13 protein-coding genes are annotated in these 19,077 nt (G+C 64.8%); 12 read left to right on the top strand and 1 reads right to left on the bottom strand.

The features are described from left to right. Nucleotides 1–30 precede the first annotated feature (30 nt). From AC1DYJ_RS14080 to amaB, 11 genes are all read left to right on the top strand, one after another. Nucleotides 31–1,227 (top strand): acyl-CoA dehydrogenase, encoded by a 1,197-nt coding sequence (locus tag AC1DYJ_RS14080; RefSeq protein WP_477288224.1) that lies wholly within the window; start codon nucleotides 31–33, stop codon nucleotides 1,225–1,227. A gap of 120 nt (nucleotides 1,228–1,347) precedes the next feature. After that, entirely contained in the window at nucleotides 1,348–4,707 is a 3,360-nt protein-coding gene (locus AC1DYJ_RS14075; RefSeq protein WP_477288223.1) for a transglutaminase family protein, read from the top strand. Between the two features lie 6 nt (nucleotides 4,708–4,713). Next, on the top strand, nucleotides 4,714–7,125 hold the full coding sequence (locus tag AC1DYJ_RS14070; protein WP_477288221.1) for a circularly permuted type 2 ATP-grasp protein: 2,412 nt from the start codon (nucleotides 4,714–4,716) through the stop codon (nucleotides 7,123–7,125). Between the two features lies 1 nt (nucleotide 7,126). Continuing rightward, entirely contained in the window at nucleotides 7,127–8,011 is an 885-nt protein-coding gene (locus AC1DYJ_RS14065; protein ID WP_477288219.1) for a transglutaminase family protein, read from the top strand. A 99-nt stretch (nucleotides 8,012–8,110) separates the two neighbouring features. Further along, nucleotides 8,111–9,046: a glycosyltransferase family 2 protein gene (locus AC1DYJ_RS14060; protein WP_477288217.1), complete on the top strand. Its 936-nt coding sequence runs from the start codon at nucleotides 8,111–8,113 to the stop codon at nucleotides 9,044–9,046. Beyond that, nucleotides 9,039–9,917 (top strand): glycosyltransferase family 2 protein, encoded by an 879-nt coding sequence (locus AC1DYJ_RS14055; protein ID WP_477288215.1) that lies wholly within the window; start codon nucleotides 9,039–9,041, stop codon nucleotides 9,915–9,917. Before AC1DYJ_RS14060 ends, AC1DYJ_RS14055 begins: the two co-directional genes overlap by 8 nt. After that, nucleotides 9,914–10,666 (top strand): hypothetical protein, encoded by a 753-nt coding sequence (locus AC1DYJ_RS14050; protein WP_477288213.1) that lies wholly within the window; start codon nucleotides 9,914–9,916, stop codon nucleotides 10,664–10,666. The genes AC1DYJ_RS14055 and AC1DYJ_RS14050 overlap by 4 nt, the downstream gene beginning before the upstream one ends. A gap of 65 nt (nucleotides 10,667–10,731) precedes the next feature. Further along, nucleotides 10,732–11,838, top strand: a complete 1,107-nt coding sequence (locus AC1DYJ_RS14045; RefSeq protein ID WP_477288211.1) for a DNA topoisomerase IB — start codon at nucleotides 10,732–10,734, stop codon at nucleotides 11,836–11,838. Nucleotides 11,839–11,920: 82 nt separating this feature from the next. Beyond that, nucleotides 11,921–12,295, top strand: coding sequence for a YciI family protein (locus AC1DYJ_RS14040; RefSeq protein WP_477288209.1), 375 nt, complete (start codon nucleotides 11,921–11,923; stop codon nucleotides 12,293–12,295). Beyond that, nucleotides 12,292–13,566 (top strand): RNA polymerase sigma factor, encoded by a 1,275-nt coding sequence (locus AC1DYJ_RS14035; protein WP_477288207.1) that lies wholly within the window; start codon nucleotides 12,292–12,294, stop codon nucleotides 13,564–13,566. Before AC1DYJ_RS14040 ends, AC1DYJ_RS14035 begins: the two co-directional genes overlap by 4 nt. Before the next feature lie 176 nt (nucleotides 13,567–13,742). Next, on the top strand, nucleotides 13,743–15,257 hold the full coding sequence (amaB, locus tag AC1DYJ_RS14030; RefSeq protein ID WP_477288205.1) for an L-piperidine-6-carboxylate dehydrogenase: 1,515 nt from the start codon (nucleotides 13,743–13,745) through the stop codon (nucleotides 15,255–15,257). 91 nt (nucleotides 15,258–15,348) lie between these two features. Here amaB and AC1DYJ_RS14025 read toward each other — a convergent pair whose 3' ends face one another. After that, the gene (locus tag AC1DYJ_RS14025) at nucleotides 15,349–15,789 is read right to left on the bottom strand and encodes an Lrp/AsnC family transcriptional regulator (RefSeq protein ID WP_477288203.1); all 441 of its coding nucleotides are present in this window, start codon (nucleotides 15,787–15,789) and stop codon (nucleotides 15,349–15,351) included. A gap of 131 nt (nucleotides 15,790–15,920) precedes the next feature. Here AC1DYJ_RS14025 and AC1DYJ_RS14020 point away from each other — a divergent pair, with 131 nt between their 5' ends. Further along, nucleotides 15,921–18,986 carry an aminotransferase class III-fold pyridoxal phosphate-dependent enzyme gene (locus AC1DYJ_RS14020; RefSeq protein ID WP_477288201.1) on the top strand — a complete coding sequence of 1,022 codons (3,066 nt, stop codon included), beginning with the start codon at nucleotides 15,921–15,923 and terminating at the stop codon, nucleotides 18,984–18,986. Nucleotides 18,987–19,077 lie beyond the last annotated feature (91 nt).

The raw sequence follows: 19,077 nt of genomic DNA, 5'->3' as shown, positions 1-19,077 counted from the left end.
ATCAAGATTTTTGCTGGGAGAGACCGAGCCATGGCCGCCGACAAGAACGCGTTCGTCTGGGAAGACCCTTTCCTGATCGAGAACCAGCTTTCCGAGGATGAGCGCATGGTGCGCGATGGCGCAGCCGCCTTTGCCGCCGACAAGCTGGCGCCGCGCATCGAGGAGGCCTATCTCGAGGAAAAGACCGATGCCGGCATCTTTCGTGAGATGGGCGAGGCCGGTCTGCTCGGCATCACCATTCCGGAGGAATATGGCGGGCTCGGCGCCAATTACGTGACCTACGGGCTGGTGGCGCGCGAGGTCGAGCGTGTCGATTCCGGTTATCGCTCGATGATGTCGGTGCAGTCGTCGCTGGTGATGTATCCGATCCATGCCTATGGCTCGGAGGCGCAGCGCAAGAAATACCTGCCGAAGCTCGCCTCGGGCGAATGGATCGGTTGCTTCGGCCTCACCGAGCCGGACGCCGGCTCTGACCCGGGCGGCATGAAGACGCGGGCCGAGAAGACCGCGAATGGCTACAAGCTCTCCGGCTCGAAAATGTGGATTTCCAACGCGCCGATCGCCGATGTGTTCGTCGTCTGGGCGAAGCTGAAGGGCGACAACGGCAAGGACGAGATCCGCGGCTTCGTGCTGGAAAAGGGCATGAAGGGGCTGTCGGCGCCGAAGATTGGCGGCAAGCTGTCGCTGCGCGCGTCGATCACCGGCGAAGTGGTGATGGAAGGCGTGGAAGTGGGCGAAGATGCGCTGCTGCCCAACGCCAAGGGCCTCGGCGGCCCGTTCGGTTGCCTTAACCGCGCCCGCTACGGCATTTCCTGGGGCGCCATGGGCGCGGCCGAGGATTGCTGGCGCCGGGCGCGTCAATATGGCCTCGACCGCAAGCAGTTCGGCAAGCCCCTCGCCGGCACGCAGCTGTTTCAGAAGAAACTCGCCGACATGCAGACCGAGATTGCGCTCGGCCTGCAGGGTTCGCTACGCGTCGGCCGGCTGATGGACGAAGGCAAGATGGCGCCGGAGATGATCTCGATCGTCAAGCGCAACAATTGCGGCAAAGCGCTCGACATTGCCCGCCAGGCCCGCGACATGCATGGCGGCAACGGCATCCAGATCGGCTACCACGTCATGCGCCACGCCCAGAATCTGGAGACCGTCAACACCTATGAAGGCACGCACGACGTGCATGCGTTGATCCTGGGAAGGGCGCAGACAGGCATCCAGGCGTTCTTCTAGGCGACCTTAGCCGGCAATGCTGCTTAAATTAGGTGCAGCGCAACATCTCTGCTTGGAGAATGGCCGCCAGATGTGTCAGGGTTCGGCGAATTCGTTTGAAACGCCGATCTCCGGGGCCCCATGGCAATTCTGGCAGCCGTCTACCACCTGACCCACTACAAATATGACCGGCCCGTGGTGCTCGGGCCCCAGGTCATCAGGCTGCAGCCAGCGCCGCATTCCCGCACCAAGGTGCTCAGCCATTCGCTGAAGGTCGGGCCGGCGAACCACTTCGTCAACCTGCAGCAGGACCCTTACGGCAATTTCCTCGCCCGCTTCGTCTTCCCGGAGCCGGTGACGGAACTGAAGATCGAGGTCGATCTCGTCGCCGACATGACGGTCTACAATCCGTTCGATTTCTTCGTCGAGCCGTCGGCCGAGACCTTTCCGTTCGACTACCCGGAAGAGATCAGGGACGATCTCGCCATCTACCGCACGCCCGAGCCGGCGGGGCCGCTGCTGTCGGCCTTTCTGAAAACCATTGATCGCAATCCAACCAACACCGTCAATTTCGTCGTCGACCTCAATGCGCGGCTGCAGCGCGAGATCGCCTATATCGTGCGCATGGAGACCGGCGTGTTCTCGCCGGAGGAGACACTGGCGGCGAAAAAGGGTTCATGTCGGGATTCGAGCTGGCTGCTGGTGCAGATCCTCAGGAATCTCGGCATCGCCGCGCGTTTCGTCTCCGGCTACCTGATCCAGCTCAAGCCCGACCTAGTGGCGCTGGATGGCCCGGCCGGAACGGCTGTCGACTTCACCGACCTGCACGCCTGGTGCGAGGTCTATATTCCGGGCGCCGGCTGGATCGGTTTCGACCCGACCTCGGGCCTGCTCACCGGCGAAAGCCATGTGCCGCTGGCGGCAACGCCGCATTTCCGCAACGCCGCGCCAATCTCGGGCATGGCGAGCTTCGCCAATGTCGAGTTCGGCTTCGATATGCGGGTCGACCGCATAGCCGAACATCCGCGCATCACCAAGCCATTTTCGGACGAAAGCTGGCAGGCGCTGGATGCGCTCGGCAACAAGGTCGACGCTGCCCTTCAGGCTGGCGACGTCAGGCTGACCATGGGCGGCGAGCCGACCTTTGTCTCCATCGACGATTTCGAATCGGCCGAATGGAACACCGCCGCCGTCGGCCCGACCAAGCGTGAAAAGGCCGATGCGCTGATCCGCAAACTGCGCGAACGTTTCGCGCCGGGCGGCTTCCTGCATTATGGCCAGGGCAAATGGTACCCCGGCGAAAGCCTGCCACGCTGGACCTTCTCGCTCTACTGGCGCACCGACGGCCAGCCGGTGTGGAGCGATCCGTCGCTGATCGCGCGCGAAAAGAGCGACGCAAAGGTCGGACCGCAGCAGGCCGAAAGCCTGCTGACGGCGATTGCCGGCGAGCTCGGCATCGACAAGACGATGGTCAGCGAAGCCTATGAAGATCCGGCCGAATGGCTGCTCAAGGAAGGCAAACTGCCCGACAATGTCGATCCGTCCAATTCCAAGCTGGAAGACCCTGAAGAGCGCAGCCGCATGGCGAAAGTGTTCGAGCGCGGGCTGACCAAGCCATCGGGCTATGTGCTGCCGGTGCAGCGCTGGAACAGCCAGGCGTCGGATCCGCGCTGGCGCTCGGAGAAATGGAAGACCAGGCGCGGCCGGCTGTTTCTGGTGCCGGGCGATTCACCCGTCGGCTACCGCTTACCGCTGGGCACGCTGCCTTATGTGCCGCCGGCGCAATTCCCCTATATCGTGCCGGTCGATCCGTCGCTGCCGCGTGGCGCGCTGCCGGCGCGGGAAGCGATCTTGCCTGCCGCTGCTCCGGCAGAACTGGAAGGCGCCGACGAGATGGCGCGGCGCCAGCAGGCGATTTCTTTCACCGCGACGACCGGCCAGCAGGACCGGGTCGAGCAGGAGATCACCGAAATCGGCGGCGCGGTGCGCACGGCACTTTCGGTCGAGCCCCGCGAGGGACGGCTTTGCGTGTTCATGCCGCCGGTCGAGGCGCTGGAAGATTATCTCGAACTGGTCGCAGCCGCCGAGAATGCGGCAAAGGCGATCGGCTTGCCCGTGCACATTGAAGGCTATGGCCCGCCGCACGATCCGCGCCTCAACGTTATTCGCGTCGCGCCCGATCCCGGCGTCATCGAGGTCAACATCCATCCGGCCTCGAACTGGCAGGATTGCGTGGCGACGACGACGGCGATCTACGAAGAGGCGCGGCAGACGCGGCTTGGCGCCGACAAGTTCATGATCGACGGCCGCCACACCGGCACCGGCGGCGGCAACCATGTCGTGGTCGGCGGTGCGACGCCCAATGACAGCCCGTTTCTGCGCCGGCCCGATCTGCTGAAAAGCCTGGTTCTGCAATGGCAGCGGCGTCCGTCGCTGTCCTATCTGTTTTCCGGCCTGTTCATTGGCCCAACCAGCCAGGCGCCGCGTTTCGACGAGGCGCGGCACGATTCGCTTTATGAGCTCGAAATCGCGATGGCGCAGGTGCCGCACCCGGATCAGGGCAATGCACCGCTGCCATGGCTGGTCGACCGGCTGTTCCGCAACCTGTTGACCGACGTCACCGGGAACACGCACCGGTCCGAAATCTGCATCGACAAGCTGTTTTCGCCCGACGGTCCGACCGGGCGGCTCGGCCTGGTCGAGTTCCGCGGCTTCGAAATGCCGCCCAATGCGCGCATGTCGCTGGCGCAGCAATTGCTGGTCCGCGCCATCATCGCCCGCGCTTGGAAAAACCCGCTCGACGGCCGCTTCGTGCGCTGGGGCACCTCACTGCACGACCGTTTCATGCTGCCGCACTATGTCTGGGCGGATTTCCTCGACGTGCTCGACGACCTCAAGCTCAACGGTTTCGAGTTCCGACCTGAATGGTTCGATGCGCAGCTCGAATTCCGCTTCCCGTTCTGCGGCGAAGTCCAGCATGCCGGCATCAAGCTGGAACTGCGGCAGGCGCTGGAGCCGTGGCACGTCATGGGCGAGCAGGGCGCCATCGGCGGCACCGTGCGCTTCGTCGATTCCTCGGTTGAACGGCTGCAGGTCAAGACCGAAGGCCTCAATCCGGAACGTCACGCCATCGTCTGCAATGGCCGCGTCGTGCCGATGAAGGTGACCGACAACAGGGAAGTCGCGGTGGCCGGCGTGCGCTTCAAGGCGTGGCAGCCGGCGTCGGGCCTGCATCCGGCGCTGCCGGTCAACACGCCGCTGGTGTTCGATATCTACGACCGCTGGTCGGGGCGGGCGGTGGGCGGCTGCGTCTACCATGTCGCGCATCCCGGCGGGCGCAGCTACGACACCTTCCCGGTCAACGGCAACGAGGCCGAGGCGCGGCGGCTCGCCCGCTTCGAGCCGCGTGGCCATACGCCGTCGGCCTATGTGCTGCGCAATGAAGAAGCCTCTGAAGACTTCCCGATGACCCTTGACCTCAGGCGGCCGGCAAGACTCTGATCAGCGATGGCAAAGGGGAATCACAAAAAGCTACGCGGCAAGCCGCTGATCCACAGTCTGCTGGAGCACTACCAGCCGATTGACGGCGTCGTCGACGAAATGGTCGATGCAGCGGGCAATCCGCGCCCGGTGTGGAAGAACTTCATCGATTCGCTGGAAGAGCTTGGCCCAGAAAGGCTCGGCCAGCGCTTCGCCCGCGCCGACCAGTATCTGCGCGATGCCGGTGTCTACTACCGCGTCTACGACAAGGCCGGCGCCAATGAGCGGGAATGGCCGCTGGCGCACGTCCCGTTGCTGATCGAGGACAAGGAATGGGCCGAGATCAGTGCTGGCCTCGTGCAGCGAGCCGACCTGTTCGAGGAGATCGTCGCCGACATATACGGGCCGAACCGGCTGATCGAGCAGGGCATCCTGCCGGCAGGATTGATTGCGGCGAGCCCCGAATATTTGCGACCCGTCGCCGGCACCCGGCCGGCCAGCGGCCATTTCCTGCATTTTTGCGCCTTCGAGCTCGGCCGTGGGCCGGACGGAAGCTGGTGGGTTCTGGGCGACCGCACGCAGGCGCCGTCGGGCGCCGGCTTTGCGCTGGAAAACCGCGTCGCCACCACGCGTGCGCTGTCCGATATCTATGGCGAGATGCATGTGCATCGTCTCGCCGGCTTCTTCCGCCGCTTTCGCGACGCGCTGATCGGCATGGCCAAGGAAAATGACGGCCGTGTCGCCATCCTGACGCCGGGGCCGCTCAACGAGACCTATTACGAACACGCCTATATCGCGCGCTATCTCGGCATCATGCTGTTGGAGGGCGAGGACCTGACCGTGTCCGGCGGCAAGCTGATGGTGCGCACGGTGTCCGGCCTGATGCCGATCAGCGTGCTGTGGCGGCGGCTCGACGCCGCCTTCGCCGACCCGCTGGAACTACGGCCTGACTCGCACATCGGGACGCCGGGGCTGGTCGAGGCGATCCGCCGCGGCGCTGTGTCGACGGTCAATGCGCTGGGATCCGGCCTGATGGAAACGCGAGCGCTGCTCGCCTTCCTGCCGAAGATTTCGCGCGCACTGCGCGGCGAGGAGCTTCTCTTGCCAAGCGTCGCCACCTGGTGGTGCGGGCAGGACAACGAACGCCAGCACGTGCTTGCCAATCTCGACCGCATGGTTGTCGGCCCGGCGCTGTCGACGCGGCTTGCCTTCGAGGATGACGACCAGACCAGGCTCGGTGCGGCACTGACGCCGGAGGAACGGGCCGCGCTGATCGCGCGTATCGAAAGCGATGGCGGCGGTTTCGTCGGCCAGGAGGCGGTGACGCTGTCGACGACGCCGGTCTATGTCGGCGGCTGGCTGGAGCCGCGGCCGGCAAGCCTGCGCGTCTATCTGGCGCGAACGCCGGATGGCTGGACGGTGATGCCGGGCGGTTTCGCCCGTGTCGGCCTGTCACTCGACCCGACGGCGATTGCCATGCAGCGCGGCGGCCAGGCGGCCGACGTCTGGGTGGTCAGCGACAGGCCGGTCGAGCGCGAGACGCTGCTGCCGCAGGAGCATGACAGTTTTGCCCGCACCATGCCGGGCAGCCTGCCCAGCCGGGCGGCGGAAAACCTCACCTGGCTCGGGCGCTACATCGAGCGTTCGGAAGACACGGTGCGCATCCTGCGTGCCTATCATGTGCGGCTGGCCGAGACGTCGGACCCGGACATGCCGCTGCTCGCCGATGTCAGGGACTATCTCGAACCGTTCGGCCTCGATCTCGAATCGGCCATTCCACCCGGATTGATCGGCACGCTGGACAGCGCCGTCTACAGCGCCGGGCAGATCCGCGACCGCTTTTCGCCCGACGGCTGGCTGGCGCTGAAGGACCTGTCGAAGACCATCCACCAGTTCGCAACGACCGTGGCGCCGGGCGATGACGCGACAAGGGCGATGACGGTGATGCTGCGCAAGCTCGCCGGCTTTTCCGGCCTGCTGCACGAGAACATGTACCGTTTCACCGGCTGGCGTTTCCTCGAGATCGGCCGGCGCATCGAGCGCGGCATCCAGATCGCCCGCACGCTTGCCCGTCTCACCCGCTCCGGCGCGCCGGACGGCTCGCTCGACATGATGCTGGAGATCGGCGACAGCGTCATGACCCATCGCCGGCAGTATCCGGTGCGGGCCGGGCGGCGCACGGTGATCGACCTCCTGGCGCTCGATCCGCTCAACCCGCGCTCGATCCTGTTCCAGCTCGAGCGGCTGAAGGCCGAGATCGGCCTGTTGCCGTCTGTCGGTCCGGAGGGGCACATGTCGGTGGCGGCCAAGGAAATCCTGCAGCTCAACACGGCGATTGCCGTCATGGAGCCGTCGGAGATGTCGGCGGAGGTGCTGGACGATCTCGCCACTGAGATCGGCAATCTCTACAACAGCCTCGCCAAAGCGTACTTCGGCTAACATGCTGTACGATATCAGGCTTCATCTCAGCTACGATTATGACGCCGCGGCCGGCGGCAGCCGGCATCAGGTGCGTGTCTTGCCGCAGACCATTGCCGGCGTGCAGCGCGTGGTCGCCGCCTCGCTGTCGTTTGTGCCGACGCCGTCCGAGCGCACGGATTTTGCCGATTTCTTCGGCAACAACGTCACCACGATCGCCTTTCGCGATGTCCATGACGGGCTCGACATCCGAATGAGCGCGCGCGTGTCGGTGTCGCGGCCGGAGCCTGGGCTCGACGTGTCGCCCGATTTGCAGCGGCTGAGGGAAGAACTCGGCGCGGTGCGGTCACTGGCGCCTGACGCGCCACATCACTTTCTCACGGCCAGCGATCATGCCGGCATCGATGCGGCGATCACCGCCTATGCACGCGGCAGCGCCAGTGGCTCGACCGTCGGCACGGCCATCGACTTGTGCAACCGCATCCACCGCGACTTCACCTATGATGGTGAGGCGACCACCGTTCATACCAGGGCCAGCGACGCCTTCCGTCTGAAGCGCGGCGTCTGCCAGGATTTTTCGCACATCATGATCGCCGGCCTGCGCGGGCTGGGCATCCCCGCCGGCTATGTCAGCGGCTTCCTGCGCACCATTCCGCCGAAGGGCAAGCCGCGGCTCGAAGGCGCCGATGCCATGCACGCCTGGGTCAAGGTGTGGTGCGGGCGCGATGCCGGCTGGCAGGAATTCGACCCGACCAACGGCATGCGGGCCAGCAACGACCACATTACCGTCGGCTACGGCCGCGACTATTCCGACGTGGCGCCGATCGTCGGCGTGCTGAAAACCACCGGTGGTCAGGTCGGCGATCAGGCGGTCGATGTCATCCCGGTTGCGCTCGAGAAGGCCTGAGCCTCGAAGCACAGCTTCTCAACAACGGCCATGCCGGTTATGCTCGGTCGATACTTCGGGGAGGATCGGTCGGCAGGCATGCCGATGCGGAGTTCGGTATTGACGGCAATCAGTGTCATCATCCCGGCACACAATGCGGCGGCAACCATAGCGGCCACGCTGGCCTCGCTTCGTTCTGAAGCCGAGGTGATCGGCGAGGTGCTGCTGGTCGACGATTCCTCGTCGGACGGGACGGCAGAGGCTGCGCTGAATGCCGCCACGCAATTCTCGTTGCCGTTGCGCGTGCTCAAGAGCAGCTGCCGGGAAGCGGGCGGCTCCCGCAATGTGGCGCTGGCGCAGGCGCAATGCTCCTGGGTCTACCTGATCGACGCCGACGATTTGCATCTGGAGGGCGGGCTGCGGTCGATGCTGGTCCGGGCGGGGGAGCAGCCGACCGCCGACATGGTGGTCGGCGCCTACCGTCGGCGCACCGATGGCGCGGATCGGAACCTCAAGCTTCCGGCCGGCTACGCAGAAGACGGCATAGCCAATGCCTCGGCCTATCTGGAAGGTCACATTCGCTCGATCGCCGTGGGCAGTGCGCTGGTCTCCCGGCGCGTCGTCGGCGACACGCGCTTCCCGACCGGGCTTGCCTATGACGAGGACACGCTGTTCTGGGCCAGGCTGATGGGCAGGGCGTCGCTCGCCTTGATCGTGCATCCCGTCATGATCTACGACGTTTCGGCAGTGCGTTCCGATGATCGCTTCATCACCAGGCCGGCGCGCCGCTTTCTCGACTGGCGGCTTGCGCTGCGCGAGCTGGCTGACTGCGGCATCCCACTATCGTCGCTGAAGACCAGGGAAGGGCTGGTCGCCCTCAAGATCGCCCGGGTTCACTATGCGCGCGGCGATCTGGAGACGGCGGCGCGGTTCCTGAGGATCGCTGCGGCGGCGCCGAAGGTGCGGTCGAACACCTGGCGTTGCAGGCGATACCAGCTGAAGCTGGCGCTGCGGCGCTGGTTCTCCTCTCCGCGCGCCCAGTTGCAACGTGCCTGACCCAGCCCCGCCGCAGCTTGCCGTCATTGTCATCGGCTACCGCGCGCCGGCTCACATCGTCGAGGCGGTGACATCCCTGCTGGATCAGAATGCGCCGCTCGAGATCATGGTCGTCAACTCGGGCGGAGGTGAGGTGCTGGCGCTGCTGACCGGCGCCGGAGTCAAGGTGCCAGTGATCGAGGTCGGTCGAAGGCTGTTTGTCGGCGCAGCCCGCAATCTCGGCATCGCGGCCACGAAAGCGCCTTTCGTTGCCTTTCTTGCCGATGATTGCCTCGCCTGTCCGGGCTGGGCCGAGGCACGGATGCAGCGGCATCTGGCTGGCGACCGCGCCGTGGCGAGCGCCATGGTGAACAGCCATCCGCGCAATCTGATCGCCTGTGCGGCTCATCTGATCATGTTCATGCGGCGGCTTCCCGGTCTGCCGTCGGATCGTGCGCTGCGTTACGGCGTGTCATTCGATCGGCGGCTGTTCGATGAGTATGGCTTGTTCGATGAAACCATGCCTGCTGGCGAAGACACCGAATTCCTGGAACGGCTGCCGCCGGAATTGCAGCCGGTCTGGGAGCCTAAGGTGCAAACCGTTCATCGCAACGAAACCCGGCTGTCCAGATTGCTTGCCGATCAGTACAGGCGCGGCTGTCGCCGCGGCGATTACCTCGCAGCGTCCGCCCCAAACACGCCGTTTCGGTGTTTTCGCGACACGTTTCGCGATCGGCGCAATGCCCGCAAGCTGGCGAAGATCGGGCTTTCCGATCGGGATCGAACTTTCGCGATGATGTCGATGCCAATTGTCTGGCTTGCCCTGCTGGTCAAATCCGTGGGCGTCTATATTGGCGTGCGAAATCGCGTAAAAGCGGCAACACGAAAATGATAACGAGCCAAATCAAGCCTCGACGCTGGCGACGGAGCCGACTGTTTTGGACGCGGCAGAGAACGATCGCAGTTTTCAGCTATCGCTATGACGCGCATCTGGTTGCCGATCTGATCACCAATATCGATCCGGTCGTCGACGGCTGGATTGCCTATGACGATCGCGGGGCGACCGGCGTGTTCAGCAGCGAGCCGCAGCGGCGGCGAATCTTGCTCGAAGCAGCGCATGAAGCTGCCGCCGACTGGATCCTGGCTATTGATCCCGATGAGCGGCTGGAACGCGGTACCGCGGAGCGGGTCGGACAGTTGACGGGGGACTACAGGCGCATGGCCTGGGGGTTCCGGCTCCGCGAATTGTACTCGCCGACCGAGTACCGGGTTGACGGGCTGTGGGCCGAAAAGTTCCAGTATCGTCTGTTCAGAGCTTACGATCCGGCGAAGTACCGACCAGAGGACCTGCATGGGCTCTGGTATCCTCCCGATCTTGGTTTCAAGGCCCGCAAAAGCGGGCTCAACCTCTATCATCTGAAAATGGTGGAGCCGAAGCGGCGGGTCGCCCGCCGCAATCTCTACGACCACCTCGATCCAAAAGGCCTCCTGCAGGATGTGGGCTATGACTACCTTGCCGATGAGGCAGGGGCCGTGTTCGAACAGATTCCGCCCGGGCGCGACTACCATCCGCCTCACGTCGACGATGGCGGCCTCTGGATGGCCGACGTGTCGGCTGGTGGACCCGACGACATTCCATAGCAACGCGGTGGAACCAGCTGCCGGTCCCGCAGCTTATCTACGGGAAAAATTCCGTGGGAGAGGGCATGCTGGACAAATCCGCGTCGCTATCCGGGTCATCGGCGGCCGGGGAGCTTGCACGAAAGAACGGGGCGCCGAAGAATGGCGCGCAGGCCTCAGCCGATCAGGCCTCGCTGACCTATGTCAGCGATAGCGAGCCGGGTATCCGCCGCCTGAAGGCTGGCAAGGGATTTTCGTACAAGGGTCCGCAGAGGCAGGCCGTCAGAGCGGCGGCAATCGCCCGCATCAAGGCGCTGGCCATTCCGCCGGCATGGACGGATGTGTGGATCTCGCCCGATCCCGCCGGCCATATCCAGGCGACGGGCCGCGATCAGCGCGGGCGCAAGCAGTATCGCTACCATCCGCTGTGGGCCGAAGAGCGTGACGGCGCCAAATATTCGAGCCTTGTCGCCTTTGCCGAAAGCCTGCCGGAACTGCGCCGCCGCATCGATGCCGATCTGCGCCGCCACGGCCTGCCGGCGGAGCGCGTCGTGGCGGCGGTGGTCTGGCTGCTCGACAACACCATGATCCGGGTCGGCAATGCCGCCTACGCCCGGGACAACAAGAGTTTTGGGCTGACGACGCTGCGTGATCGTCACGTCGATATCAATGGATCGAGCCTGCGCTTTGCCTTCACCGGCAAATCCGGCAAGGAATGGAGGTTGAAGCTGGTCGACCGCCGCATCGCTCACGTCGTGCGCGGCGCGCAGGATATACCGGGGCAAAAGCTGTTCCAGTATCTGGACGAGGACGGGGCGAGGCATCCGGTGCGCTCCGACGACGTCAACCGCTACATCCGCGAGGCGGTCGGCACCGATTTTAGCTCCAAGCATTTCCGCACCTGGGGCGGTACCATCCATGCCGCGTCGCTGTTTGCGCAGACGGAGCTTCCCGAAAGCCAGGCCGGGGTGAAGCGGGTGATGAATGGCGTCATCGACAAGGTGGCCGAGCGGTTGGGCAATACGCGCGCCGTCTGCCGCAAATGCTACATCCATCCGCAAGTCTTCGAAGCCTGGGTGGAAGGGCGGCTGCTCGACGAAATGACCGAGGCCAACAAGCGCAAGCGATCCATAGACGGTCTCGATGACGAGGAGGCGCTGGTGCTGCGGTGGTTGAAGGCCAGCGAAGGTTGAAAAGTTGCACTAACTTTTTTGTCGACGCCATGTCGGCATAGGCCCTACTGTTTCGTCCTTTGATGAGAGAAAAGGACGTCCCATGCTCTACGCTATCCTCTGCTATGCCTCCGAAGATGTCGTCTCCTCCTGGAGCAAGGCACAGGATGACGAGGTCATGGCGAAACTCCTGAATGTGCAGCAAAAATACGCGGACGCCGGCCGGCTTGGCCCGGTGGCGCGGCTTTTGCCGACCACCGCGGCGACGACGCTGCGCAAGGTTAAGGGCGAATCGGTCGTCATCGACGGTCCGTTTGCCGAGACCAAGGAGCAGTTCCTCGGCTTCTACACGCTCGAATGCGCCGATCTCGATGAGGCCGTCGACTTCGCGCGCGAGCTGTCCGAGGTCAATCCGAGCGGCGGATCCTATGAGATCCGACCGGTTTCCGTCTTCGACCCAACCAGAGTTTTGAAATGACCGACCTTTCCTGGATCAGCTCCGCAATCTCAGCCGCCCGGCCGCAGGCGATGGGTGCGCTGCTGCGCTATTTCCGCGATCTCGATACGGCGGAGGAAGCTTTCCAGGACGCGTGCCTGAGGGCACTCAAGAACTGGCCGCAGAACGGGCCGCCGCGCGATCCGGCGGCCTGGCTGATCTTTGTCGGCCGCAACACCGGCATCGATGCGGTGCGCAAGCGCGCCAAGCAGGCGCCGATGCCCGAAGAGGACCAGATTTCGGACCTCGAAGACGCCGAGAGCGATATTGCCGAGCGGCTGGACGGCGCGCATTACCGCGACGATATATTGCGGCTCTTATTCATCTGCTGCCATCCCGATCTTCCGGCGACACAGCAGATCGCGGTGGCGTTGCGCATCGTCTCCGGGCTCACCGTGAAGCAGATCGCGCGCGCCTTCCTGGTCGGCGAAAGCGCCATGGAGCAGCGCATCACCCGCGCCAAGGCGCGCATTGCCGACGCCGGCGTTCCGTTCGAGACGCCAGGCGCGGTCGAGCGTTCGGAGCGGCTCGCCGCCGTTGCGGCCATGGTCTATCTGGTTTTCAACGAGGGCTATTCGACCAACAGCGGCGAGGCGCCGGCGCGGGCGCCGCTTTGCGAGGAAGCGATCCGGCTGGCACGCCTGCTGCTCAGGCTGTTCCAGACCGAGCCGGAAATCATGGGCTTGACCGCACTGATGCTGCTTCAGCATGCCCGCGCCCCGGCGCGTTTCGATGAAAACGGCGAGATCGTGCTGCTCGACGACCAGGACCGCTCGCTGTGGAGCCGTAAGATGATCGACGAAGGCTTGGCATTGGTCGACAAGGCGTTGCGCCACCAGAAGCCTGGGCCCTACCAGGTGCAGGCGGCGATTGCGGCATTGCATGCGCGGGCGGCAACGCCCGAGGAGACTGACTGGGCCGAGATCGATCTGCTCTACAGCCTGCTGGAAAGGATGCAGCCATCGCCGGTGGTGACGCTGAACCGCGCGGTTGCAGTCGCCAAGGTGCGCGGCCCGGAAGCCGCGCTTGCCATGATCGAGCCGCTTGGCGAGCGGCTCTCCGGCTATTTCCACTTCTTCGGCCTCAAGGGTGGGTTGCTGATGCAACTTGACCGTGGTGAGGAGGCGCGTGTCGCCTTTGACCGTGCGATTGCTTTGGCCAACACGGCGGCGGAAGCCGCCCATATCCGCATGCATATCGACCGGTTGATGCGGGACGGCGCCGTGAAGGCGCCTGCGAAGACTGCGCACTGAAGCCTGCTGGCTCAATCGTGCAATCCCGGCTTGGACCATGCCGGGGTGGCGATTTTCCCCTGAAACGAGTAATGCCACGCCATGACAGCGCCTGACGTGCCTGCGGCACGCGGGCGACATGGCACGAAGGCTTGACCGCCGCCACATGATGGCGGGCGGATCTGAAAGGGATAAAAATGACGATAGCGAAGGAAACGGCTGAACTTCTGGCGAAACTGGGCGTGGCCAAGGACGCGCTGACCGGCGGCGACCTCATCGTGCGCAGCCCGGTGACGGGCGAGCAGATCGCAGCGCTGAAGACGATTTCACCGGCTGAGGCGGCCAAGGCCATCGATGCCGCGCACGCGGCGTTCCAGGCCTGGCGGATGGTGCCGGGTCCGCGGCGTGGCGAACTGGTGCGGCTGCTCGGCGAGGAATTGCGCGCGCACAAGGTCGAGCTTGGCCGGCTGGTGTCGATCGAGGTCGGCAAGATCCCGTCCGAAGGCCTCGGCGAAGTGCAGGAAATGATCGATATTTGCGATTTCGCCGTCGGCCTCTCCCGGCAGTTGTACGGCCTGACCATCGCCACCGAACGTCCGGGCCACCGCATGATGGAAACGTGGCATCCGCTAGGCGTCGTCGGTGTCATCTCGGCCTTCAACTTCCCTGTCGCGGTGTGGTCGTGGAATGCGGCGCTCGCGCTGGTCTGCGGCGATGCCGTGGTGTGGAAGCCGTCGGAAAAGACGCCGCTGACGGCGCTCGCCTGCGAGGCGATTTTTGCCCGCGCGGTCAAGCGCTTCGGCGCGGATGCGCCGCAAGGGTTGGCGCCGGTGCTGATCGGCGACCGCGCCGTCGGCGAAATCCTGGTCGACCACCCGAAGGTGCCGCTCGTCTCGGCCACCGGTTCGACCCGCATGGGCCGGGATGTCGGCCCAAGGCTGGCCAAGCGCTTTGCCCGCGCCGTGCTGGAGCTCGGCGGCAACAATGCCGGCATCGTCTGTCCGACAGCCGATCTCGACATGGCGCTACGCGCCATCGCCTTCGGCGCCATGGGCACCGCCGGCCAGCGCTGCACGACGCTGCGGCGCCTGTTCGTGCATGACAGCGTCTATGATGCGCTGCTGCCGCGGCTGAAGAAGGCCTATCAGAGCGTCTCGGTCGGCAACCCGCTGGAGACGTCCTCGCTGGTCGGTCCGCTGATCGACAAGGCGGCGTTCGACGCCATGCAGAAGGCGCTCAAGGAAGCCTCCGCCCATGGCGGCAAGGTGACCGGCGGCACGCGGGTCGAGAACGGCCATCCCGACGCCTATTACGTCCATCCGGCGCTGGTCGAAATGCCGAAGCAGGTGGCTCCCGTCACCGAAGAGACCTTCGCGCCGATCCTCTATGTCATGAAATACTCCGACTTCGACGCCGTGCTCGACGAGCACAATGCGGTCGGCGCCGGGCTGTCGTCGTCGATCTTCACCCGCGATCTGCAGGAATCCGAGCGCTTCCTCGGCGTCGACGGCTCGGATTGCGGCATCGCCAACGTCAACATCGGCACGTCGGGCGCCGAAATCGGTGGCGCGTTCGGCGGCGAGAAGGAGACCGGCGGCGGCCGCGAGAGCGGTTCGGACGCATGGAAGGCCTATATGCGCCGCGCCACCAACACGGTGAACTATTCCAAGGCGCTGCCGCTGGCCCAGGGCGTGTCGTTCGACATCGACTGAGAAAAGATCGCTTCCGACAACGCCGTGGGGCGTTGTCGGAAGCCCCTCACTAAAAGCCTTGCCGGCGTCGCGACCACTGTCGCGGACGCCCTCAGTCTACCGCGCGCTCAATATCCCGGCGCAGGACGATTGCGGTCGTCAGGTCCTCGACGCCGGCATGGCTGGCAATGAGATCGCGCAGCGTGTTAAGCCGGTCGATGGATGGCACCTCGACCTCGACGATGAGATCGAGTTGGCCGCTCAGTGATGATACCCGCCTCACTTCCGGATAGCGTGCCAACTGGTCGAGAATGCCGATCGACGGCGTGCGGATCAGCGTGACCAGAAGGAAAGCGCAGACCAGTCCGGCGTCCATCTGGCCGATATCGGCGCGATAGCCGCGGATCACCCCGCTCTTTTCCAGCGACGTAACGCGTTCGCTCGTGGCGCTGCGCGACAGGCCGATTCGCCCGGCAAGCGTCTTCAGCGGGATGCGGGCTTCCTTCGACAGGATGGCGAGAATGTCCCGGTCCTTGGCGTCCAGTTCCCTCATCGCATCGCGCTCCAGGCGGTTCCGTTAAAGTGCCGGTCAAAGCCGTCATTGTGCCGGCATAACCGACGCTTTGTCGGATGCCCGATTTTTTGGCCCGTGCCAAGCTTCGGAAAAGCAGAACCGGATTTCTCATGACTGACGTTTCCCACCCGGCACCTCACTTTTCGCAGAGCGCGGCCATCGACCTGGCCGCACGGCACTTCGGCCTGACGGGAACGGTCACGCCGCTCGACAGCGAGCGCGACCAGAATTTCAAGCTAACGGCGTCTGATGGTTCGGTGTGGATTCTCAAGATCGTCAATGCCAGCGAGCCGATCGTGGAAAGCGAGTTTCAGACCGCGCTGTTCGATCATCTCGCGCGCAACGCTCCGGATCTCACTGTCCCGCGTCTCAGGAAGACGGTGGATGGCGCCTCACTTGCTCATGTCGCCGGTGCCGGCGGTGAAGACCACGCTTTGCGTACGGTCTCCTGGCTTGCCGGCCGGCCGCTGGCGGAGAGCCAGTCTACGCCAACGCTGCTGGAGAGCCTCGGCGGTGCGCTTGGGCGGCTGGACCGCGCTTTGCAAGGCTTTATTCATCCCGGCGCGCTGCGCTCGTTCGATTGGGATATCCGCCGCGCAGGCGACTCACGGCAACGCCTGCATTTCATCGACGACAGCAAGGACCGCGCCTTGCTGGAGCGGTTCCTCGATCATTTCGACGCCGTGGTGGCGCCCCGGCTGCCGACGCTCAGGGCGCAGGTCATCCACAATGACGCCAATGACTGGAACGGGCTGGTAGACCTTGAAAGGCTCGAGCATGTCACCGGGCTTATCGATTTCGGCGACGCCTTGCACAGCGTGCTGATCGGCGAGGTTGCCGTCGCCTGCGCCTACGCCATTCTCGATGCGGAGGATCCGATCGGAGCGGCTGCGCGTCTTGCCGCCGGTTTTCATGCGCAGTATCCGCTGCGTGAGGAAGAGCTCGACCTGCTCTTCGATCTCATCGTTATGCGCCTTGTCACTTCGGTGACCATTTCGGCGGCGCGCAAGGACCGCACTGCCGACAATCCCTATCTGTCGATCTCGGAAGCGCCGGCCTGGCGGCTGCTGCATCGCCTGGGCCGGATGAACCGGCGTTTCGCCACGGCCATCCTGCGCCATGCCTGCGGCTTCGAAGCCGTGCACGGCGCCCGCGCCGTGACCGGCTGGATCGCGGCAAACCGCGCGCAGCTTGCGCCGATGCTCGATCGCCATTCAGCAACGCTTGCCAAGGCGCTGGTGCCCTACGGCGATCCGCAGAACCCGATGACGGTGACGTCAGCCGCGCAGCAGCCCGACAAGGCCACCGCTTGGTGGGACGCCTACTGTGCCGAGCATGGCATCGAACTCGGCATCGGACCCTGGGGCGAGGCGCGCACGGTCTATGCCGGCGAGATGTTCGAGTCGCGGTTCGTCGAAGGCATACGGCGCGCCAATCATCTCGGCCTCGATCTCTTCATGCCGGCCGGCACGCGGCTTTACACGCCGCTCGCGGCTATCGTCAGAAGCGTCGAGATCGAAGAGGATCCGCTTGGCTATGGCTGCCTTGTGGCGCTGGAGCATGCGCCGCAGGGCTGCCCGCCTTTCATCACGCTTTGGGGCCACATGGCGCATGAAGCCGGTCGCCGCCTGAAGGCTGGCGACCGCCTCGAAGCGGGCGCGCTCGTTGGAGAGATGGGCGCGCCGACGGAAAATGGCGGCTGGGCGCCGCATCTGCATTTTCAGATATCGACGGACGCCAGCCTCGCCGCCCGTGACATTCTGGGGGTCGGCGAAGAGCGTTATCTCGCTGTCTGGAAGGAGCTGTTTCCCGATGCCGCCGAGCTGGCCGGCATTCCACCCGAGGCCTTTACCCAGAGCGGACGGTCCCGTCCCGAAATCGTTGCCGCGCGCAGGGCGTCGCTCTTGCCCAATCTTTCCATTTCCTATTCCGAGCCGATCAAGTTCGTGCGCGGCGATGGGGTGTGGCTGATCGACGATCGCGGCCGCGCCTATCTCGACTGCTTCAACAATGTCTGCCATCTCGGCCACGCGCACCCGGATGTGGTCGCGGCCATCGCCACCCAAGCGGCCAGGCTCAACACCAACACGCGCTACCTGCACGACGCCATCGTCACCTATGCCGAGCGCCTGACGGCGACGCTACCCGCCGGCCTGTCGGTGGCGTCCTTCGCCTGCTCGGGCAGCGAGGCCAACAGCCTGATGCTTCGCATGGCGCGAACTCATACCGGCCGCGGCGAAACGATCGTGCTCGACTGGGGCTATCACGGCACCACGCAGGAACTGATCGACCTCAGCCCCTACAAATACAAGCGCAAGGGCGGCAAGGGACGCCCGGCGCATGTGTTCGAGGCGACCATTCCCGACAGCTACCATGCTCCGGCCGAATGGCCCGTCGAGGAACACGCAAAACGCTTCGCCGAGAGCGTCGCCGAGCAGATCGCCGCCATGGCAAGAGAGGGCCGGGCGCCGGGCCTGTTCCTGGCGGAATCGATCCCGAGCGTCGCCGGCCAGGTGTTTTTGCCGGACGGCTATCTCGCCGAAGTCTACGCCATGGTGCGCGCCGCCGGCGGCGTCTGCGCGGCCGACGAGGTCCAGGTCGGCTTCGGTCGGGTCGGCAGCCATTGGTGGGCGTTCGAACCGCAAGGGGTGACGCCCGACATCGTCACCATGGGCAAGCCGATCGGCAACGGTCATCCGATGTCGGCGGTGGTGACGACGACGGAGATCGCCGCCTCGTTCAACAACGGCATGGAATACTTCAACACCTTTGGCGGCAACCCGGTGTCCTGTGCGGCCGGGCTCGCCGTGCTCGACGTCATCGAGCGCGACGACCTCAGGCACAACGCGCTGGAAATCGGCAACTATCTGATCGCCCGGTTCAAGGCCTTGCAGGCGCGCTACGACGTCATCGGCGACGTGCGCGGCCAGGGCCTGTTCCTCGGCATCGAACTGGTCGAGGACCGCAAGACAAAGGCGCCGGCAACGGCTCTTGCCCGCCGCGTCAATGACGGGGTTCGGGCGCGCGGCGTGCTGATCGGCACCGAGGGGCCGCATGACAATGTGCTGAAGATGCGCCCACCGATGATCTTCAGCCGCGCCAATGCCGATCATCTGGTCGGCGTTCTCGACGAGACGCTGGCAGTGGTTCTGGCGGAAGGGACCTGGGACGGATAACCGCGCGGCGCGCCCGCGCGGACGCAACACAGGAAGAGTGATTTCAGGAACGTCTGGCGCTTCAAGTGTCAGCGGGAGGAGAGGCTTTGCC

The organism is Mesorhizobium sp. P2_B11 (assembly GCF_056404855.1).
Note: the sequence above shows the minus strand (reverse complement) of the source record. Positions and strands in the feature narration are given on the sequence as shown.